16 protein-coding genes are annotated in these 22,151 nt (G+C 34.5%); 7 read left to right on the forward strand and 9 right to left on the reverse strand.

Translation table 11 applies throughout. The features are described 5' to 3' along the window. Nucleotides 1-13: 13 nt before the first annotated feature. Together K8V80_RS00750 and K8V80_RS00755 are read right to left on the reverse strand one after the other, a co-directional pair. On the reverse strand, nt 14-1,258 hold the full coding sequence (locus K8V80_RS00750) for an OmpP1/FadL family transporter (protein ID WP_006745713.1): 1,245 nt from the start codon (nt 1,256-1,258) through the stop codon (nt 14-16). Beyond that, nucleotides 1,246-1,980, reverse strand: coding sequence for a type III pantothenate kinase (locus K8V80_RS00755; RefSeq protein WP_006745714.1), 735 nt, complete (start codon nt 1,978-1,980; stop codon nt 1,246-1,248). The genes K8V80_RS00750 and K8V80_RS00755 overlap by 13 nt, the downstream gene beginning before the upstream one ends. A 129-nt stretch (nt 1,981-2,109) precedes the next feature. Between K8V80_RS00755 and K8V80_RS00760 the strand changes: the two genes are divergently transcribed. The 5 genes from K8V80_RS00760 to K8V80_RS00780 all read left to right on the forward strand — a co-directional run bounded on the left by K8V80_RS00760 (nt 2,110) and on the right by K8V80_RS00780 (nt 9,933). Further along, nucleotides 2,110-3,276, forward strand: coding sequence for a DUF4105 domain-containing protein (locus K8V80_RS00760; RefSeq protein ID WP_276774681.1), 1,167 nt, complete (start codon nt 2,110-2,112; stop codon nt 3,274-3,276). Continuing rightward, on the forward strand, nt 3,273-4,847 hold the full coding sequence (locus K8V80_RS00765; RefSeq protein ID WP_276774684.1) for an alkaline phosphatase family protein: 1,575 nt from the start codon (nt 3,273-3,275) through the stop codon (nt 4,845-4,847). Before K8V80_RS00760 ends, K8V80_RS00765 begins: the two co-directional genes overlap by 4 nt. Before the next feature lie 110 nt (nt 4,848-4,957). Beyond that, the gene (secA, locus tag K8V80_RS00770; protein WP_276774687.1) at nt 4,958-8,263 is read left to right on the forward strand and encodes a preprotein translocase subunit SecA; all 3,306 of its coding nucleotides are present in this window, start codon (nt 4,958-4,960) and stop codon (nt 8,261-8,263) included. A 110-nt stretch (nt 8,264-8,373) separates the two neighbouring features. Beyond that, a complete protein-coding gene (locus tag K8V80_RS00775; RefSeq protein ID WP_276774689.1) occupies nt 8,374-9,420 on the forward strand; it encodes a DUF6340 family protein in 1,047 nt (348 codons plus the stop codon). Nucleotides 9,421-9,486: 66 nt separating this feature from the next. Then, nucleotides 9,487-9,933, forward strand: a complete 447-nt coding sequence (locus K8V80_RS00780) for a hypothetical protein (RefSeq protein WP_006745719.1) — start codon at nt 9,487-9,489, stop codon at nt 9,931-9,933. A 194-nt stretch (nt 9,934-10,127) separates the two neighbouring features. Here K8V80_RS00780 and K8V80_RS00785 read toward each other — a convergent pair whose 3' ends face one another. Then, nucleotides 10,128-12,755, reverse strand: coding sequence for a valine--tRNA ligase (locus tag K8V80_RS00785; protein ID WP_006745720.1), 2,628 nt, complete (start codon nt 12,753-12,755; stop codon nt 10,128-10,130). 131 nt (nt 12,756-12,886) lie between these two features. Here K8V80_RS00785 and mazG point away from each other — a divergent pair, with 131 nt between their 5' ends. After that, on the forward strand, nt 12,887-13,672 hold the full coding sequence (mazG, locus tag K8V80_RS00790; protein WP_006745721.1) for a nucleoside triphosphate pyrophosphohydrolase: 786 nt from the start codon (nt 12,887-12,889) through the stop codon (nt 13,670-13,672). A gap of 329 nt (nt 13,673-14,001) precedes the next feature. Continuing rightward, the gene (gene fumC / locus K8V80_RS00795) at nt 14,002-15,396 is read left to right on the forward strand and encodes a class II fumarate hydratase (protein ID WP_276774697.1); all 1,395 of its coding nucleotides are present in this window, start codon (nt 14,002-14,004) and stop codon (nt 15,394-15,396) included. A 38-nt stretch (nt 15,397-15,434) separates the two neighbouring features. On the opposite strand, the gene K8V80_RS00800 is transcribed toward fumC, so the two are convergent. From K8V80_RS00800 to K8V80_RS00825, 6 genes are all read right to left on the reverse strand, one after another. Continuing rightward, entirely contained in the window at nt 15,435-15,899 is a 465-nt protein-coding gene (locus K8V80_RS00800) for a hypothetical protein (protein ID WP_006745724.1), read from the reverse strand. 10 nt (nt 15,900-15,909) lie between these two features. Next, nucleotides 15,910-16,263, reverse strand: coding sequence for a hypothetical protein (locus K8V80_RS00805; protein ID WP_006745725.1), 354 nt, complete (start codon nt 16,261-16,263; stop codon nt 15,910-15,912). Nucleotides 16,264-16,311: 48 nt separating this feature from the next. Further along, nucleotides 16,312-16,866, reverse strand: a complete 555-nt coding sequence (locus K8V80_RS00810; RefSeq protein ID WP_006745726.1) for an RNA polymerase sigma factor — start codon at nt 16,864-16,866, stop codon at nt 16,312-16,314. Nucleotides 16,867-16,888: 22 nt separating this feature from the next. Then, nucleotides 16,889-17,806, reverse strand: coding sequence for a ribonuclease Z (locus K8V80_RS00815; RefSeq protein WP_276774704.1), 918 nt, complete (start codon nt 17,804-17,806; stop codon nt 16,889-16,891). A gap of 116 nt (nt 17,807-17,922) precedes the next feature. Beyond that, nucleotides 17,923-19,716: a 30S ribosomal protein S1 gene (gene rpsA, locus K8V80_RS00820; protein WP_006745728.1), complete on the reverse strand. Its 1,794-nt coding sequence runs from the start codon at nt 19,714-19,716 to the stop codon at nt 17,923-17,925. A gap of 211 nt (nt 19,717-19,927) precedes the next feature. Then, nucleotides 19,928-22,042: a DUF5686 family protein gene (locus K8V80_RS00825; protein WP_276774708.1), complete on the reverse strand. Its 2,115-nt coding sequence runs from the start codon at nt 22,040-22,042 to the stop codon at nt 19,928-19,930. Between the last annotated feature and the right edge of the window lie 109 nt (nt 22,043-22,151).

Raw genomic sequence — 22,151 nt, forward strand, 5'->3', positions numbered from 1 at the left:
GTACTTTTATTCTTTAAATCTTACGTTTTGCAAACCATCTTTCATTAAAGACTAAGCCTACATTTATTCTTAAATAATTCTCTTTTAAGAAATTGTCTGATCTACCATCTATACGGATATATTGAGCAGAGACATTTAATTGAGATTTTACTTTAGGGATTGGTAGACCTATCCCTGCACTAACGCCATATTCCCTTGCAGCACGCTTCCCTTCAATTTTATAATAAGGATCAGCATAATACATACCTACTCTATATTTTATTCTTGCAAAGTAGTTTCTTGCAAAGATATTAGGAGAGTATTCTGCACCAACAGATATTCTGTTGTAATCAAGGTAAGCATCCGTTTTATCATAATATTTAGCTTTACTCCACTTTTGATGTAATAAATCTAAAGATACTAATAATTTTTTATTCCAATTATAAGCTACTCCTAAACCAAAGCTACTAGGTAAGTCAAATTTAGAAGAGCCTTCTTTCAATACTTGATGATTGAAAACGGTAGTTGTTTCAGTATCATTAGACATACTCATTTTAGGAGTATAAACAGCTCCAATTGTTAATTCATCATCTTTCCCAATAGGATATGAATACTGAGCTCCAAAATCAATTTTAGCACTTTTTAGAGATACTTTATCATTATAAGCCTTTCTCTTATCACTTTCTGATGCATTCGGGAAATACATAGAGATATTATGCGTTATTGATCCCCACAAGAATGAAACGTTAGCCCCAACAGACAAACCCTTAATTGGATTCAAACCGATACCTGTATAGAATTGATGCAAACCTCCATTGCCTTTATGCGTAAAAGCGACATTAGCTTCGGGGTCATCTTCATTAACCCTACCTTCAACAATTTGATATCCAACATTTGAAAAAGGAAGAAGTCCTACACTCATAGCCATCCATTTTTTTAGACGAAACTGAACAGCGAGATAATCTAAACTAGAGTTTTTAGCATTTAACTTTGTCGAGCCATCATCAATGTTTGCGTTTTGGAAACTGACACCTCCCTCAAACAAAAAAGTAAGAGAGTCCATTGCTGTATATGAAGCTGGGTTTAAGAGGTTTATTTGTGAGTTGTCACGCAACGCAAAACCAACGCCACCCATAGCTTTACTTTTACTTGACCCAAGATCAGTTAACTGACCTAAGCCGTATCGTGTATAGGGAGAGTTTGTGTTATTCTGCGCTAAAGCAACTCCCGAAAATAGAGTGACTATTACAGCACATACTATTTTGTTTATTCGTCCCATTTATTGTAGTTTAATATTCTGTTCAATCCTTTAATAACAAGAAATCTATCTGCAAATATGCTACTTTTTAACTTCGTTTCAAAAGAAAAGTCATTACCACCCGTTAAAAAAACCAAAAGATTAGGATACTGGATACTCATTCGTTCCACATAACCAAGCATTTCAAACTCAACGCCTTTAAATACTCCTGCTCTAATTGCTTCTTCTGTTGTTTGGCCTAAGGCTTTTATTTCTCCATCAGGATCTACCAAAGGTAATCTCCCTGTCAAGCTGTGAAGTGCCTGAAGACGCATTCGTATTCCTGGAGAGATATTTCCTCCATGAAATTGGCCTTTATCATCTATAAAATCATAAGTTATAGCCGTTCCTGCATCAATCACTAAAATATTTGTATTGGGAAATTCAGTATACGCTCCTACAATACCTGCAACTCTATCATATCCGAGAGTTTGAGGAGTTTTATACAAAATTGTTATAGGTAGAGGTGTCGTATGATCCAGCCAAATCATAGGTATAGAAAGAGATTTTAGCTTTCGTTCGACTTCTTCTGTCAAGTCTATAACTGTAGCTATGATTCCTCTCTTTATAGGATATTTTCGACAAATCTCACACAAATGATCTAGAGACTTATTCGAACAATATAATATATCTATAATTGATCCTTCTGGATTAAATACAGCAACCTTAGCTACCGTGTTTCCTATATCAATAATCAGATTCACTGTCTATCTATAATATTATAAAGTAACAAAGATAAGCAAGTTTGAATAAACTAAGAGTGTTATTTAAAATATAATCTCTAAGGTAATGAGAAAATAAGCCTATCTTTGCTACAAATTAATAGTAAAATAATGAGAAAAGCACTCCTAACAATATTCTTTTTTAGCTTCTTACTCATTTCCAAAGCTAATACACCCTACCCCTACTCTGACTCAATCCGAATAAGCCTTCTGACTTGCAGTCCAGGTGATGAAATATATACACTATTTGGACACACTGCTATCAGAGTCACAGTTCCACATACTAATTATGATGAAGTATATAATTATGGCATCTTTGATTTTAAAAGTGATCACTTTATCTGGCGATTTGCTCTTGGACACACAGACTACCAATTAGGGAAAGTTCCTTTTGATTATTTTATGTATGAGTATGACTTCTATAAAAGGAGCGTTTGGGAGCAAGAACTAAATCTAACAATTGAAGAAAAAAGTCGATTAGTCGATGCACTTGAACTTAATTATCAACCTCAAAATAGGATTTACAGATATAATTTTTTATTTGACAATTGTGCAACTCGACCACTAGACCAAATTATTGGAGCACTACATGAACCCTTACTCCTCCAAGATGATTCTGACAAAATATATACATTTAGATCCATCATTCATAAGTACACCGAAAACTTTCCATGGAGTCAGTTTGGTATTGACCTCTGCCTTGGAAGTGATGCAGATAAAGTTATGTCCATCAAAGACAAAACCTTTATACCTATTGAACTAATGCATATATTGAATCACACAAATTTTGATTCTAAGCCAATCGTAAAACCTATAAAAGAGTTATTAAAAACGCCTCATAAAGAAGAAACAATAGCTATTATACCAACCCCTACAATCATATTTTCAACTTTGTTTTTTTTATTTTTCCTAACCTCTTTATTAGAGTATAAGAAAAAGAAAAGCTATTGGGTTTTGGATACTTTTACTTTTGCAATCTTCGGAGTCGTAGGATGTGTCCTTACTTTCTTAGCTCTATTTTCAGAGCACCCTACAGTAAGCCCTAATTATCTTATTATTTTATTTCATCCTCTTCATCTCGTTTTAGCTCCATATATTGGATATTTAGAGAAAAAACAGAAAAAAGTGACCTACCATTATATAAACTTAGGCGTTTTAACACTTTTTATAGTGTTTTTTAGCCTAATTCCTCAAAATTTCGACTTTGCGATATTACCTTTGGCAGGATGTTTGTGGTTAAGATCATTAACTAACCTATTAATACATACAAAAAGATGAGAGGACTCATTACTTCAATACTTACTGCAATTGCTATAACAAGCTTACAAGCTCAATCTATGAAAGTAGAGCCCAAGGTTGTTGTTGGTCTTAATATTGACCAATTAAGTACGGAGCTGATCGAGGCCTATTGGAATCTTTATAGAGAAGACGGATTTAAAAAATTGTGGAAAGAAGGATTGGTATATAAAGATACTGATTTCTCTCTAGCAAAAAGAGACCGCTCTAATACTACTGCAACATTAAATACGGGTACCACACCATCTATACATGGAATAATAGCTAATCAGTGGTTAGACTTATCCACCATGCAACCCAAAAGCTGCATCTATGATTCAGCTTATATGGGAAACTACACAAGCCTTAGTTCATCAGCTCAAAATCTATTGAGTTCAACAATTACAGACGAACTAAAACTAGCTTCTCACGGAAAGGCTATCGTATATTCTATAGCTCCAGAAGCTGACATGGCTATTCTATCTGCTGGTCATGCGGCAGATGCAGCTTTATGGTTTAATAAAGAAACAGGGAAATGGTGTGGCTCAACTTACTATTCAGACTTCCCTTGGTGGGCAAGCCAATATAATGAGCAAAATCCTATTTACTATAGAGAAAATAGTTTAGAATGGGTTCCTCTCCTACCTATAGAGAATTATAACCAATCTCTTAATGGACGTAAAAAAAGCTTTAGGCATAGCCTAACTAGTAATAGCAATAGTGAACAATATGCCAAAGTGCCAATAAGTCCGATAATTAACGAAGAAATTGTATTATTGGCAGAACAATTGTTTCGACAAAGCGGAGTAGGTGAAGATGACATTACCGACTTTATCCAATTATCTTTTTATGGAGGAAATGCATTAGGTACGAGTGAGGCAGCATCCCTTGAGATACAAGATACTTATATACGACTAGATAGAAGTATAGCACAAATATTACAAATAATTGATAATAAAATCGGTCTAAAGAATACGATTTTTTATGTTACTTCTACAGGTTATGTCAATGGCCAAACAGGTAATGTTTTAAAAGAACATAGAATTCCTACTGGAGATTTTTATCTAAATAGATGTTCTGCACTCCTTAATCTCTACTTAATGGCCTACTATGGTGAAGGTCAGTTTGTAGAGGCACACCACGACTTACAAATTTATCTAAATCACAAGCTGATTGAAGATAAAAAATTAAAGATAGAAGATGTTCAGCAAAGAGCCGCCAATTTCTTATCTCAATTTAGTGGCGTAAATGAGGTATATTACGCACAAGATTTATTATTAGGCTCTTGGAACCCATATAAAGAATTAGAACGTAATAGCTTTCATAAAAAAAGATCAGGAGATTTAGTAATTGAAGTACTTCCTGGCTGGCAAATAATCAATGAGAAAGACGTTCAATCTACCGTTAATTATTCTGCAATTCAAACTCCTACTATCTTTTTAGGAGCACCTTTTAAGGCAGAAGTAATTAATACTCCTATATCAGCTGAAGCAATAGCTCCAACCATTGCTCAAACCATTAAAATTAGAGCACCTAATGGCTCTAGATCGAAAGCTATCGATCGCATACGATAGATCCTTTTCATTCATTTTTCATAAATGTTCTGAAAAATCAGCATTTTAATGTAACTTTGTGACAGCAAAGTTTTTCACTTTCATTTTTAGCAAATAAATAAACAATATACATGGGATTTACTGACTTACTAAGTAAGCTTTTTGGAAACAAATCAAGCCGAGACATGAAGGATATCAAGCCTTGGGTTGAAAAAGTAAAAGCTGCTTATCCAGACGTTCAAAAGCTTGATAATGATAGCTTAAGAGCAAAAACTATTGAATTAAAGAAATACATTAAAGATTGTGCTAGCGAAGAGCAAACAAAAGTTGATGCTCTAAAAGCCTCAATTGAAGATACTCCGATTGAAAAAAGAGAAGAAATCTTTAATCAAATTGACAAACTTGAAAAAGAAATACTAGAAATCTACGAGAAGGCACTAGATGAAGTTTTGCCTGTTGCTTTTTCAATTGTAAAAGATACAGCCCGTCGTTTTTCAGAAAACGAAGAAATTGTTGTTACTGCTACTGAGTTTGATAAAACTCTAGCTGCAACCAAGGATTTCGTACGCATTGATGGAGATAAAGCAATTTATCAAAATCACTGGCAAGCTGGTGGTAATGAAATCGTATGGGATATGATTCATTATGATGTACAGCTGTTTGGTGGTGTAGTATTACACAAAGGTAAAATTGCAGAAATGGCAACAGGGGAAGGTAAAACTCTTGTAGCGACTCTCCCTGTATTCTTAAATGCTCTAACAGGAAATGGTGTTCACGTTGTCACCGTAAATGATTACCTAGCAAAACGTGATGCTGAATGGATGGGACCTATTTATATGTTCCATGGATTATCTATTGACTGCATCGACAAACACCAACCTAACTCTGAAGCTCGTAGACAAGCATACTTAGCAGATATCACTTATGGTACCAACAATGAGTTTGGCTTCGACTACTTGAGAGATAATATGGCACGTAGCCCTCAAGACTTGGTACAAAGACAACACAACTATGGTATAGTTGATGAGGTTGACTCTGTGCTTATTGATGAGGCTAGAACACCTCTTATTATATCTGGACCAGTACCAAGAGGAGATGAACAGCTATTTGATGAATTAAAACCTCTAGTGGAAAGACTAGTAGCTGCACAAAAAAAATTGGCTACAGCTTATTTAGCAGAAGCTAAAAAATTAATTGAATCAGAAGATCAAGCAGAGCAAGAACAAGGATTTATTTCCTTATTCCGTAGCCATAAATCAATGCCTAAAAACAAAGCTCTTATCAAATTTTTAAGTGAACCAGGTATAAAAACTGGTATGCTAAAAGTTGAAGAAATGTTTATGGAGCAGAATAACAAACGTATGCACGAGGCAACTGATCCTCTTTACTTTGTTATTGATGAAAAATTAAATAGTGTAGATCTTACCGATAAAGGTATCGACTTAATTACGGGTAAATCAGATGACACTAAATTATTCGTACTACCTGATATTGCTGCTCAATTATCTGAACTAGAAAATCAAAGTGGCTTAACTGAAGAAGAAAAACTTCAGAAGAAAGATGAATTGATGAATAATTATGCTATCAAATCTGAAAGAGTGCATACCATCAATCAGCTTCTTAAAGCGTATACTATGTTTGAGAAAGACGACCAGTACATTGTTGTTGATGGCAAAGTTAAGATTGTCGATGAGCAACTTGGTCGTATCATGGAAGGCCGTAGATACTCTGATGGTCTTCACCAAGCTATTGAAGCAAAAGAAGGAGTCAAAGTAGAAGCAGCAACTCAAACATTTGCTTCTATTACTCTTCAAAATTACTTCCGTATGTACCATAAGTTATCAGGTATGACTGGTACTGCTGAAACTGAAGCGGGTGAGTTCTGGGATATTTACAAATTAGATGTTGTAGTTATTCCTACAAATAAGCCTATTTCTCGTATTGACATGAACGACCGTGTTTATAAGACACAACGTGAAAAATATAAAGCTGTAATTGAAGAAATTGAAAAACTTGTTGCAGATGGGCGTCCAGTCTTAGTGGGTACTACAGCTGTAGATATTTCGGAGATGCTTAGTCGTATGTTGAATATGCGTAATATTCCACATAACGTATTAAATGCTAAACTACACCAAAGAGAAGCAGATATTGTTGCTCAAGCTGGACAAAAGGGCACAGTTACTATTGCAACAAATATGGCAGGTCGTGGTACCGATATTAAGCTTTCAAAAGAAGTAAAAGACTTAGGTGGTCTTGCAATTATTGGTACAGAGCGACACGAATCTCGTCGTGTCGATAGACAGTTAAGAGGTCATGCAGGACGTCAGGGAGACCCAGGTTCTTCTATTTTCTTCCTTTCATTGGAAGATAACTTAATGCGTCTTTCTCTTCCTGAAAGAGTAACCAAAATGATGGATACTCTAGGCTTTAAAGAAGGAGAAATGATTGAGCACAAAATGCTCTCTCGCTCTATTGAAAAAGCTCAGAAGAAGGTTGAAGAAAACCACTTTGGTTCTCGTAAATATTTACTAGAATATGATGACGTTATGAATAAACAACGTAACGTAATCTATACAAAACGTCGCCATGCTTTAATGGGAGAACGTATTGGTATGGACATAGTAAATATGATTTGGGACCGTTGTGATGTTGCTGTACAAGACAATCGTGATGACTACCAAAACTGTAAAATGGAAATCCTACGCCTATTTGCTATGGATATACCTTTTACTGAAGAACAACTCAAAGAAGGTAACATTAATGAATTAGTTGAAATAACATTCAATGCTGCTATAGATAAATTCAAAGAAAAATCAGACACTCTTTCTAAGATTGCATTCCCTGTTATCAAACAAGTTTACGAAAACCACGGACAGATGTATGAAAACATTCTTATCCCTATTACGGACGGTAAGAGAGTATACAACATCTCATGCAACTTAAAAAGAGCTTATGACACAGAATGTAAAGCTGTTGTTGAAGCATTTGAAAAAGCAATTCTACTTCACTTCATCGATGAAGCTTGGATGGAGAACTTAAGAGAACTAGATGATCTAAGACAATCTGTACGTAATGCAAGTTACGAACAGAAAGATCCACTTCTTATTTACAAATTGGAGTCTGTTAAGCTATTCGATTATATGGTCGATAAGATTAATGACAAAACAATCACTGTATTAATGAGAGGACAAATACCAATTCAAGATCCAGCTGAAGTACAAGAAGCTGCTCCAGAACCACAAAAGCAAGCTCCTCAATACAGAGAAGAGAAACAAGACTTATCAAGACCTGAAGGTATGGATGAAGCAGCAGCTAAAGATACTCGTGAACAACCTAAAAACGAGCCTTATGTTGCTCCAACTAAAGTAGGAAGAAATGATCCTTGTCCTTGTGGTAGCGGTAAGAAATTCAAACACTGCCATGGCAAGAATGCATAAGCATACTTAAATCTCAAATATAGAAGAGCAACCAACAAAAGGTTGCTCTTTTTTGTTTATATAGTAAGGATTTATTCCTATTTTTGGTTCAGTTCATAATAAAGCAGGATATGAAAAAACATTCATTCAACTTTTTTACTATTTTCAGCATATTCCTAATACTCTCTTCTTGTAGTATAAGTTCCAATTATTATAGTATTGACTATATGGAACCAGGGAAAATAACTTTTCCTAAAAGGATAACACATATAGCTGTTTTAAATAATATTCACCCCAAGGATATAACGCATCAATCTGAAAACCTAGCATTTACAAAAACTACAGCGGAAGATATTTTTAATGGTATGATTTCGGCACTCGCTGAAACCGATTATTTTAAACAGATTACTATAGCAGATACAATATGGGCTGTTCCAGATTCTCTCATTTTACCTACCGACACATTCAAAAAAATGAAAGATAAAATAGATGCCGATTTAATTATTTCATTAGAGGCGGTGAATGCTTTAGATCAAAATATAGAAATTAATTATCCAAACCCTGCTACTTTCTATATGGAATCCATTAATCCGTTTATTCAAATCTATAATACAGAGAAAGATGTAGCTTTTATTCATGGAAAAAAAGACACAATAGATATCACTGATTCTTTTATCCTACAACTAACTATACCCAATAAGAATAAAAGAAAGCCTGAAGATTATACATTAACTGCTGGATATTTAATTGGAAGATCCATAGCAAAAGATTTGACTCCACATTGGAAAACAGAAAGTAGACTTTCATACACAGACGAACCCCCATTTGCTTTAGCCAATAAGGCTGTAAAAAACAATGATTTTGATAAAGCCCTTTTAGAATGTGAGAATATTTATAACAACAACAGTAAAATGGTTTATCGCATTAAAGCTGCTTATAATGCGGCTGGTTATGCAGAAATATCCGATCAAATAGAATTAGCTTATGAATGGATTCAAAAGGCTCTGACACTAGCTCAAGAGTATTATAACATAGATATGACTTCTACAACAACAAAACTCAAAGATTCCAATGACCTATATGTCAATTGTCTTCTATATTCTAAACTTTTAAAACAGAGATTTGAGAATAAAGAGATATTAAATCAGCAAATGAATCGTTTTGTTATCGAAAATTAATCGGTTGGTATCTCTATAATATTGTTTTGTTTTTCTACCTTTGAGTAAATTTAAAAGAGTCCAATTATGAATTTATCATCAACTTCTATAGCTACTATCAATGAGTCTATAAAAATTGCTGTAAAAGAGCTTCAAAATAGATCAGAACAACCACTAGTGACAGATGTTTATTTACAACCCAATTCAGATTCTGGTTCATTAGCTATTATGGATGATGATGATCAAGTATTAGCAAGTACTCAAGTAGAGGAATGGATTAACGAAAACAATGAAGACTTTTACAATGATATTGCTAAAGAATTAAGCAATATTCTTCAACAAGGAAAAGATAATGGAGTTTTCGATAAACTAGATATTCTAAAACCTTATTCATTTGTACTAATAGATGAAGAAGGTGAAGTTATAGAAGATCTATTATTAATTGATGAAGATTTACTTATTGTTAATGATGAGCTACTAAAAGGCCTAGATCAAGAACTAGATGACTTTCTTCAACACTTACTAGAAGATTAAATAGAATCTAAATATTTTAAACAAGGCTGCCCTCTAAAGGCAGCCTTGTTTCTATTTATACATTTACTTCTGTACAAGTATTGCTATTATTTGCTCAAACTTAGAGAACTGTTTTGATCTACTACATTACATAATAACAAAGGGGATAGTTCGAACTACCCCCTCTGATATATAAATTATGTTTAATATTTTATTTAAGCATTACGAAGTGCTTCAATGTTTTCTTCTAAAGACTTAATGATACTTTCTGCATCTGCTTTCTTTTTCTTTTCAAGTTCTACAACCTGAGCAGGAGCACTATTCACAAAACGCTCATTACTTAGCTTTTTCATTACACCCTGCAAGAAGCCTTTTTTATGCTTTAACTCTGTCTCCATCTTAGCAATCTCAGCCTCAACATCAATAGCACCAGCTAAAGGCACACAGAATTCTTGAGTTCCTACCATGAAAGATGAAGAACCTTCTACGTGATCTTCGACCTCTTCTATCGCAGAGACATTAGCCATTTTCTCAATAATACAGTTATAAGAATCAATAGGATTATTTCCAACAACATTCAGTTCTAAAGCATCCTTTAATGCAATATTCTTTTGGGCTCTAACCATACGAATATTACTAATAACCTCTTTCATTACTTCAAAATCCTTCAATAAAGATTCACTTGTATAGTCTGAAGCTAAAACATTTTGGAACATGATACTTTCACCTTCTTTACGATTATCCATTGTTTGCCATAGCTCTTCTGTAATGAAAGGCATAAAAGGATGAAGTAGTTTAAGTAAAGCATCAAAGTAGTTTAATACTGAACTATAGGTTGACACATCAATAGGCTGACCATAAGCTGGCTTAATTATCTCCAAATACCAAGAAGAGAATTCTTCCCAGAAAAGACGATAAATAGCCATAAGGGCTTCGTTCAGTTTATATTTGCCAAATAAATCATCAACCTCCTTAATGGTTTCATTCAACTTACTTTCAAACCATAGGTTAGCTAATTTAGCTGTATCTGGAATTTCAATTTCTGTACTTACTTCCCAACCTTTAATCAATCGGAAAGAGTTCCATATTTTATTATTGAAGTTTCTACCTTGTTCACAAAGTGCTACGTCAAAAGGAATATCATTCCCTGCAGGAGCAGCCAACATCATACCCATACGCACTCCGTCAGCACCGTATTGCTCTATTAGCTTAATTGGATCAGGAGAGTTACCTAATGATTTTGACATTTTACGCCCTTGAGCATCACGAACGATACCTGTAAAGTAAACATTCTTGAAAGGCATCTTATTTTCATATTCGTATCCAGCCATAATCATTCTGGCTACCCAGAAGAAAATAATATCAGGACCAGTTACTAAGTCGGATGTAGGATAATAATACTTCATTTCTTCATTATCTGGATGATTTATTCCATCAAATAAAGAGATAGGCCATAGCCATGAAGAGAACCAAGTATCTAAACAATCTTCATCTTGACGAAGATCTTCTATTTTAAGATTTTGATTACCACTCTTTTCTTTTGCTAATTGAAGAGCTTTTGCTTCAGATTCAGCTACTACATAACCTCCTTCGGGTAAATAATAAGCAGGAATACGGTGTCCCCACCATAATTGACGGCTAATACACCAATCCCGTATATTCTCCATCCAGTGACGATATGTATTCTTATATTTTTCAGGATAGAAGTGAATTTCATCATCCATCACAGGCTTTAATGCCTTAGCTGACATATCTTCCATCTTCAAGAACCATTGCATAGATAGTTTAGGTTCTATAACAACATTTGTTCTTTCTGAATAACCTACCTTATTGGTATAATCTTCTACCTTTAATAATAAATCTGCGGCTTCAAGATCTTTAATAATTTGTTTTCTGACATCAAAACGATCTTGTCCCACATACAAACCAGCTGCTTCACTTAAGGTACCATTGTCATTGAAAATATCAATACTTGGTAAATTGTGTTTTTCACCAAGCATATAGTCATTTACATCATGAGCAGGAGTAACCTTTAAACATCCAGTACCAAACTCTACATCTACATAATCATCTTCAATTACAGGAATAACTCTTCCTACAAGAGGAACAATCACTTTTTTCCCTTTGAGATGTTGATTTTTAGGATCATTAGGATTGATACACATGGCAGTATCACCCATAATTGTTTCAGGGCGTGTAGTAGCTACAATAGCATAAGTATCTTCGCCTTCAACTTTATATTTTAAATAATAGAGCTTGCTATGTTCTTCTTTGTGAATAACTTCTTCATCAGAGAGAGCAGTTAAGGCTACTGGGTCCCAGTTGACCATACGTACACCACGATAAATTAGTCCTTTCTGATAAAGATCCACAAAGACTTTAATAACACTTTCACTACGAATATCATCCATAGTAAAAGCAGTTCTATCCCAGTCGCATGAAGCACCTAAACGGCGTAATTGTTTTAAAATAATACCTCCATGCTCTTCTGTCCAGTCCCAAGCGTGCTTTAGGAATTCATCACGAGTTAAATCTGTTTTCTTAACTCCTTGTTCAGCCAAGCGATTTACAACTTTTGCTTCAGTTGCAATCGAAGCATGGTCGGTGCCAGGAACCCAACAAGCATTTTTTCCTTGCATACGAGCTCTACGCACCAAAATATCTTGGATAGTATTATTAAGCATGTGACCCATATGTAAGACACCAGTAACATTAGGAGGAGGTATGACGACGGTAAAGGGTTCTCTTCCATCGGGTTTTGAACTAAATAATTTGTGGTCCATCCAATAGGCGTACCACTTCTCCTCAACATTAGCGGGATTATACTTACTTGCTAATTCCATATTAAATTAAATCAATTATATATTGGTATATTATAGAGTGCAAAATTAATAAATTAAAAGGAGAAACACGTCTTTGATTTATGTACTTTTGTTTAAACCCTATTAGAAGACAACTTAAATAATCAAAAATCATGCATACAAGAGAAGAAAAACTAGAAGCTTTTGGTCGTTTTCTAGATGTACTAGACGAACTACGAGAAAAATGCCCATGGGATAGAAAGCAAACCAATGAAAGTTTACGTCCCAATACGATTGAGGAAACTTATGAACTTTGTGATGCGTTAATGCGAAATGACCAAGAGGATATCTGCAAAGAGCTTGGTGATGTGCTTCTCCATATCGGATTTTATGCTAAGATAGGCTCCGAAAAAGAACAATTTGATATCAAAGATGTATGTGATAAGTTGTGTGAGAAATTAATATTCAGACATCCTCATGTCTTTGGCACAACTCAAGTACACGGTTCTGACGAAGTAGAATCAAACTGGGAAGAGTTGAAGTTGAAAGAAAAAGGAGGGAATAAACGAGTACTAAGTGGCGTTCCAGATGCTCTGCCTGCATTAATCAAAGCCTACCGAATACAAGATAAAGCTAGAAATATAGGCTTTGACTGGGAGGTAAAAGAACAAGTATGGGATAAAGTAAAAGAAGAGTTTAATGAGCTTCAAGTAGAGATTCAACACATGGATAAGGCTGAAGCGGAAAAAGAATTTGGGGATTTATTTTTCAGTATTATCAATGCTGCTCGAAAATATGGCATCAATCCAGAAAATGCCCTAGAACTCACCAATCAAAAATTTATTCGCAGATTTAATTACTTAGAAGATCATACCCTAAAAGAAGGTTTAAATTTACATGAGATGAGCCTATCTGAAATGGATAAAATATGGGATGAAGCAAAATCTAAAGGATTATAAAAAACATTTTAGAGACCTTGTAGCTCACAGAAATGCACCAGTTTGGACCGAGCATAATATTCCTCCTATTTTCTATGCATTTTTCTATACAACATACTATCAAGTAGTAGATTAGAGAATACTTTGAATAAATCAAAATAAGATCTTAACACCGATAAGACATTACTCTGACACCGACATGTCATTCTCATGTCGGTGTCAAAAAAAACAGAGTATCTTAAAACAGCTTGTAATCTTTTAACACTTCGGATAAATATATCCAGGAAATACATAACAACATCGTATGCTTTAATGTTAGTAATTAGTAACTGTATAATAAATTACTAACTATGAAGTATAGAATCGAAAAAGACACAATGGGTGAAGTAAAAGTTCCTGCAGATAAATACTGGGGAGCCCAAACTGAAAGATCAAGAAACAACTTTAAAATAGGACCATCGGGTTCTATGCCCAAAGAGATTATTTATGCCTTCGCCTATCTAAAGAAAGCAGCAGCCTACGCCAATTGTGACCTAGGAGTATTACCTACTGAAAAAAGAGATTTAATAGCCAAAGTTTGCGATGAAATTCTTGAAGGCAAGTTAGATGACCAGTTTCCTTTAGTAATTTGGCAAACAGGATCGGGAACTCAAAGTAACATGAATGTTAATGAAGTGATATCCAAGAGAGCTTCTGTTTTGGCTGGACATAGTATAGATGAAAAGAGTTTAATTCACCCCAATGATGATGTAAACAAATCTCAATCGTCAAATGATACCTACCCTACTGCATTAAATATTGCAGCTTATAAAAAGATTATTGAAAAAACATTGGTGGGTGCTTCTGCATTACAAGATGCTCTAGATAAAAAAGCTAAGGCTTATAAGGACATCGTTAAAATAGGAAGAACACATTTACAAGATGCCACTCCATTAACACTAGGACAAGAGTTTTCTGGTTATGCCATGCAAGTGTGCAATGCCATTAAAGCGATAGAAGTAACTCTTCCTCATTTATCTCAACTTGCCTTGGGCGGAACAGCTGTAGGTACAGGATTAAATGCACCCAAAGGATATGATGTAAAAGTAGCAGAGTATATTTCTAAGTTTACAGGAATCCCATTTATTACTGCTCCCAATAAATTTGAAGCTTTGGCAGCCAATGATGCAGTAGTAGGCACTCATGGAGCCTTAAACCAACTAGCTGTAGCTCTATTTAAAATAGCTCAGGATATTAGAATGTTAGGCTCAGGTCCACGCTCAGGCATAGGTGAATTGCATCTTCCCGAAAATGAACCAGGTTCATCTATCATGCCAGGTAAGGTAAACCCAACACAAAATGAAGCTTTAACAATGGTTTGTGCTCAAGTAATGGGGAACCAAACGACTATAACATTTGCTGGTGCTAATGGTAATTATGAACTAAACGTATTTAAGCCTGTTATTGCAGCCAACTTCTTACAGTCGGCAGAACTATTAGGCGATGCTTGTATATCTTTTACAGAACACTGCGTAACTGGCATTGAACCCAACTTAAACAGAATTAAGGAGCTTGTAAACAACTCTCTTATGCTTGTTACGGCTTTAAATACACATATAGGGTATGAAAAATCTGCTCAAATAGCAAAGACTGCTCACAAAAATGGAACGACACTAAGAGAAGAAGCGATCTCCTCTGGCTTCCTAACAGCTGAAGAGTTTGACAAATGGGTAAAACCTGAAAATATGGTAGGTAATTTAAAGTAGATGAGATACCAAAAAGGACTGCAATTGCAGTCCTTTTTTCAATTTGAATTTCTATTCTTTCCTCCCCTACCTCTTTGATGCATTCCTCTTATAATTTCTCTATGGAATTTAGCCTCAGCCTTCATTACATCATAGATCTTTTGGTTGGATATGATATCCTTATATTTTTTATAGTATTCTAGTTCTAATTCAGCATTCTCTTTTCGGAGCAAATAGATTTTAGTAAGGGTTTCATCATACTCTTTTTCTGTCAATCCATTTTTCGCACTTTTCATTAATCTATTAATTTCCTTACCATTCTCCCGTTTTTTACTTTGTAACTCAAAAAACAGCTTAAAGAAAGCACTTGATTCAACAGTTGTTAAACCAGCTTGCTCGGTGATATACTCCTGCTGCTTCTTGTTAAACTCCTGAGGTGACAATCTTTGTGGACATACGGCATTAGCTTTTAATACAGTAAAAGAGCTAAGTACTATAATAAAACAAGCAATATATTTTTTCATAATAATATTATTATTCTGAATAATTAGTTAAATACACGTGTAAGGAATAATCATCAAACAGAGCCCCATCAACCGTTTCTTGAATAAATTCATCTGAAACGTCTTCAATATTATAATTAGTAGCTAAATCAATCATTTTCTCTTTTTGAGGCATCATTACTCTTATGATTAAAGCTGCACCAATAAATACAGCAGCCAAATAAACAAGAGGTTTCAGTTTATCCCATCGAGTAACACTTGGCAGCTCTTGCTCTATCAATTCTTTTTTAGGGAGCTGACTCATTATGTTATCTGTTAGACTATCAAAATAATCCTCTGGCACACGGAAAGTATCTTTACTTTTTAAATCATCTATCTTTTTCATATCTATATACCTCCTCTTTATAGTTAGATAAGAATTATAGTAAAAGGTTTAATCAAGGTTGCTAATAAATTCTTCAATCTTTTTTACGGCATGATGATAGGACGCCTTTAAAGCTCCTACTGTCGTTCCCAAAATTCTAGAAATCTCTGTATACTTCAAGTCATCGTAGTATTTCATAAGAAACACAATACGTTGCTTATCAGGAAGCTTCATTATAGCTTTTTGAAGTTGCACATCCAACTCCTTACCATCAAAATAGGGATCACTCTTCAATACGTTTTCTAGTCCTAATTCTGGATTATCTATTTCGACAGAATATTTTTCTTTATGTTTTGAGATAAATGTTAAGCTCTCATTAACAGCAATCCGATACAGCCAAGTTGATAATTTAGCATCACCTCTAAAGGATTCTAGATTTAGCCAAGCTTTCAAAAATGTATTTTGGAGAACATCATCTGCATTTTCATGCGTAAGAACTATTCTTCTTATGTGCCAATACAAAGGCTTGCTATAGAGTGAAACAAGAGCTCTAAACCCTAATTCAAGAGTCTCTGGCTCCTGAATTAACAATATAATCTGCTCTTCATTAAAATTTTTCTCCATATTACTCAATTAGTAATTAAAACTATTCAACAACATAAGTTTTAAGTTCTTCGGCTATCTCTACAATAGGAAAAATAGCATTCGCTTCAGTCAATAATATATTTTCATTAGGATATCTTGCAGAAAAATGACCGATAAGTAATTGCTTTACCTCAGCTTTCAAAGCTATTGTTGCTGCTTGTTCAGCAGTAGAATGATAGGTTTGATTAGCTCTTACTTTCTCTGAGTTAGCAAAAGTTGCCTCATGAAACAATAAATCACACCCTTTTATTAATTCTATTATTGGTGGGTTATAAGCTGTATCTGAACAATAAGCATAACTTCTAGGCAATGCAGCTGGTTTTGTTAAAACAGCATTCGATATAACTTCACCATCAGGGGTAATATAATCAAATCCTGCTTTCAACCTATTCATTTCATAAGTAGGAACATTATAAAAATCGACCTGTTCTCTGATAATATGATTTAAACCAATCTTTTCTTGAAATAAAAAACCAGAACAAGGCATCCTATGCTTTAAAGGAATGGTAGTAACCTGCAATGACCGATCTTCATAGATCAGTGAAGATTTTTTAGTGTCATATTCCTTAAAGAACACTTGGTAAGACAACGGATTACAAAAGAAGTCCAAAGCAGGTTTCATCACAGCCTCCAAACCTTTGGGAGCATGAATATATAAATCGGCTGTACGACCTAGTAATCCAAATGTAGAAATCAATCCCATCAGCCCAAAACAGTGATCTCCATGTAAATGGGATATAAAGATATGCCCTAGTCTAGAGAATTTCAACTTTGCTTTTCTGAACTGAAGCTGTGTACCTTCTCCACAATCTATCATAAACAGTTTATCCCTAAAATTTACGACCTGAGAAGTTTGGTTATGTTTTGTTGTTGGAAGTGCAGAGCCACAGCCCAATATAGTTACTTCAAATTTATCCATTAATTATCATTCGTTTTAACAAAGATAAAATTCTTTCTGGAGTTGATAAATAAAAAAGGCATTTACCGCTTGGTAAATGCCTTTATATACTTAATTAAAAGATATTCTAACAGAAATTAGTTTTTACCTTCTAATTTTTCTTTTAACTCAGCAAGTGCATCAATATCACCTAGTGTAGTTGAAGCAGCTTGGTTTTGCATTGGAGTATTATCTCTCTTAGGAGCAGATTTCTTAGAAGACTTTCTAACTTCTTGTCTATCTTCTTCTGGTTGAACAGCTGCATCTTCAAAAATACGGCTGTGAGAAAGAATAATACGTTTTGCATCCTTATTGAATTCGATAACCTTGAATTCTAGTTTTTCTTCAAGTTGAGCTTGAGAACCATCTTCTTTAACTAGATGTTTTGGAGTAGCAAAACCTTCAACACCATAAGGAAGAGCAATTACAGCACCTTTATCAAGCATTTCGATAATAGTACCTTCATGTACTGAACCTACAGTAAATACAGTTTCGAATACATCCCATGGATTTTCTTCTAGTTGTTTGTGGCCTAAGCTTAAACGACGATTTTCTTTGTCGATTTCAAGAACTACGATTTCAAGATCAGCACCTAGTTGAGTAAACTCAGATGGGTGTTTGATTTTCTTAGTCCAAGATAGGTCAGAGATGTGTACAAGACCATCTACACCTTCTTCGATTTCTACAAAGATACCAAAGTTAGTAAAGTTACGTACTTTAGCTACGTGTTTAGAACCAACAGGATATTTTTCTTCGATAGTTTCCCAAGGATCTTGTTTAAGTTGTTTGATACCTAAAGACATCTTACGTTCTTCACGGTCTAGAGTCAAGATAACAGCTTCTACTTCATCACCAACTTTCATAAAGTCTTGTGCAGAACGTAAGTGTTGTGACCAAGACATTTCTGAAACGTGGATAAGACCTTCAACACCTGCAGCGATTTCAACGAAAGCACCATAGTCAGCCATAACCACAACTTTACCTTTAACTTTATCACCAACTTTAAGATTTTCATCAAGAGAATCCCATGGATGAGGAGTAAGTTGTTTAAGACCAAGAGCGATACGTTTTTTCTGATCATCAAAATCAAGAATAACAACGTTCAATTTTTGATCTAGTTCAACAACTTCTTTTGGATCGCTTACGCGGCCCCAAGAAAGGTCTGTAATATGAATAAGACCGTCTACGCCACCAAGGTCGATGAATACACCATAAGATGTAATGTTTTTAACGGTACCTTCAAGAACTTGACCTTTTTCAAGCTTGCTGATAATTTCTTTTTTCTGTTGTTCAAGTTCAGCTTCGATAAGAGCTTTGTGAGAAACAACAACGTTTTTGAATTCTTGGTTGATCTTAACCACCTTGAATTCCATAGTTTTACCAACGAATACATCGTAATCACGAATAGGACGAACGTCGATTTGAGAACCTGGTAAGAATGCTTCAATACCAAATACGTCAACGATCATACCACCCTTAGTACGACATTTGATAAATCCTTTAATTACTGCTTCATTTTCTAGAGCTTCGTTAACACGCTCCCATGCACGAGCAGCACGTGCTTTTTTGTGAGACAAAACAAGTTGTCCTTTTTTGTCTTCCTGACTTTCGATGTATACTTCTACAGTATCACCAACTTTTAGTTCAGGATTGTAACGGAATTCATTTAGAGAAATGATACCATCAGATTTGTAACCGATATTTACAACAACTTCACGTTTGTTCATAGCAATTACAACACCGTCAACAACTTCACGTTCGCTTACTTTGTTTAAAGTGTCATCATAAGCTTTTGCTAGGCTTTCACGGTCAATAGCTGTAGTAGTTTCTCCGCTTTCGTAAGCATCCCAATTGAAGTCTTCAATAGGAGCTACATTTTTTAAATTTTCCATTAATAATTAATTGTTAATAAATACTTTAATTCGATTAGACATTATATTGATCTATAAATCGGGTGCAAAAATACAATTATTCGGGCAAACAACAAAAGACTATACCCTAAAAATCCACAAAAAGGCTAGATTATTAACTGATAAACAAATCTATAGTTCTATCTTTTCATAAATACCCCATTATCAACAGATAGAATATTCATAAACAATTCTATCTGTTAAATAATTCAAAGGTTATTTTGGCCCCCATTTTAAAGTTTTTCCAGTTTGAATTAGACACAAAGACTCCAAAATCAAAGACATGAGTCCCTATACCGTACCCCACTTCAATATAAGGCTGCAATTGATTCATTACCAAAGCATTTACATATATACGTTCATTTATAACCGAACGTGTATATTTACGTAAATGAGGCAATAATAAAAACGGAGCCTCATAAACCATATTACCACGTATATACCACTGAGAAGCATTATACCATCGACGATCTAATATTTGAAAAGCTCCACCAATGTCATCATTCCAACCTGCTGGTAAGTTATTCTTAGCAAAGTATACGAAGTCAACGAAGTACAATTGCTCTTGATTAGTAAACATACCTCCCCCTAAACGGGTATAAAGAGTCCTCATCATAGTAAGTGGGATTTTATATTGAATATCCAATTCAATACGCTCATGTGCTCCAGTTGCTCCGAGAAAGCCTTTAATACTTCTCTCCCAGTCTAATACAAAAGTAGGGTATTTAGAGTAAAGATTTACCTTTCTATCTCCGTTCATATAATAATACTGACCAGGAGTCCAAGCCAATCTTATCCTTGGTGCCACACTAACATATCTACCACTAAATTTTTCTCCTAGGTTAATAGAATCTAGCACACCTTTGGCAGCACTAGTACGCTTATTAGCAGAAAGCCCAAAGTCGATATTAAAACCGTTAACAACCTCCCAGGTATTCATAAAATCTACATATAGATTTTTGAAGTAGTTTAATTCATATTTCTCAAACTGAATAGTATCTGTTTCATTCTTTAAGTCTTCTAAAACTTCACTACTATATATTCGGTTACCATTCCCAACATTCAATTGGAACCCAACTCTTTTTTTAGGCCAATACATAAAATCAGAATAGGCTTTCCAGTAAAATTCTTTTCTTTTAAAGTTATAACCAATAGTCGGCCGTACCCTCAGCAATCTATCATTACTAAAAACTCTACTGTATTTTATTTTATGTTTATAGGTAAAGCCATCACTACCACTGTAGCTTAAAAGGAATGGGTTTAGTAATGGGGAAAATTTTACCGTACCAACATCGTATAAATCCAAAGTATAATCACTTATCAAGAAATCCCCAACCTCACCCCAAAATGCTGCGGATTTTTTCTTCTTTGTATCTACAACCTTCATAGTTGTATCTTTATCTGCTTCAAATTCATCATATAAGACTTCTTCATCTTTTGTCAAAGGTAGCATTCTATATTCGGAGAAGTCATCTTCCTTTTTCTCAACCTTAGTAGTATCTTTAAATTGGAATGTGTACGATTGGGTTAAATCATATTTATTCTTTTTTTGGGGAGGAATGATATCTTTTGTTTTCTTAATTTCTATATCATCATACTTCATTACTGCATCATAAGTACCCACCACCTTGTTCCACATAAATCGCAATGTAGCGTCTATATGATAATCAAGAGGGAGAAACTCATCGGAATTTCCAACCTCACCTAATCTAATATAACAAGTTGCACTTAAGTACTCAGAACGTCCAAAGAATTCAAATTCGCGAATACTCCATACCTTATCACTAACAATCAGATAACCTCTTACTAATTGATAGCTCTTACTCTTGGGTATAAATCTTATTGTAAATTCTAAATGTCCGCCCACACCTCTATCAACTCTTTCCAACTTATACTTATAGTATTTCTTGGCATCTTTACTTATTGGCGATATGAGTTTTTCTTTTAATAATGCTGGAGAATAAACATTTATATTAAAGTATCTCAAGATATTAGCACTAGCTCCTTTTAGTCGAGGTGTGGTTCCTGTAATAGCCTTTACTCTTTGATCATAGATATCAGGGGCTGTATAGTGCAAGTCACTATAGGTTTCTAATATATATTTACGCACATTACCACGTGGCCTAAACATAGCGGGTAAATATCGTAACAACAAGTTTTTTCTTACAACATCAATCTTTGTCTTTACATATAAATCAGCATCATACTCACTGATAGCTGTTTCATAAAATGGAGCATAAAAGGATACGTTGTTCATTATAGAGTCAACGCAATAGGGTGTAATATCTAGTGAAGGGACATCTCTCATACTCTTATTCTGGGCTAATAGCTCTCCCACGAATAACAGTAATACAAGCAAACAATATGTCCGTTTTACAAAAGACTTCTTCATATTATAACAAATATAGCTATTTTCT

Origin of the sequence: Bacteroides coprosuis, assembly GCF_020741705.1 — a bacterium.
GTDB classification, from domain to species: domain Bacteria; phylum Bacteroidota; class Bacteroidia; order Bacteroidales; family Bacteroidaceae; genus Bacteroides_E; species Bacteroides_E coprosuis.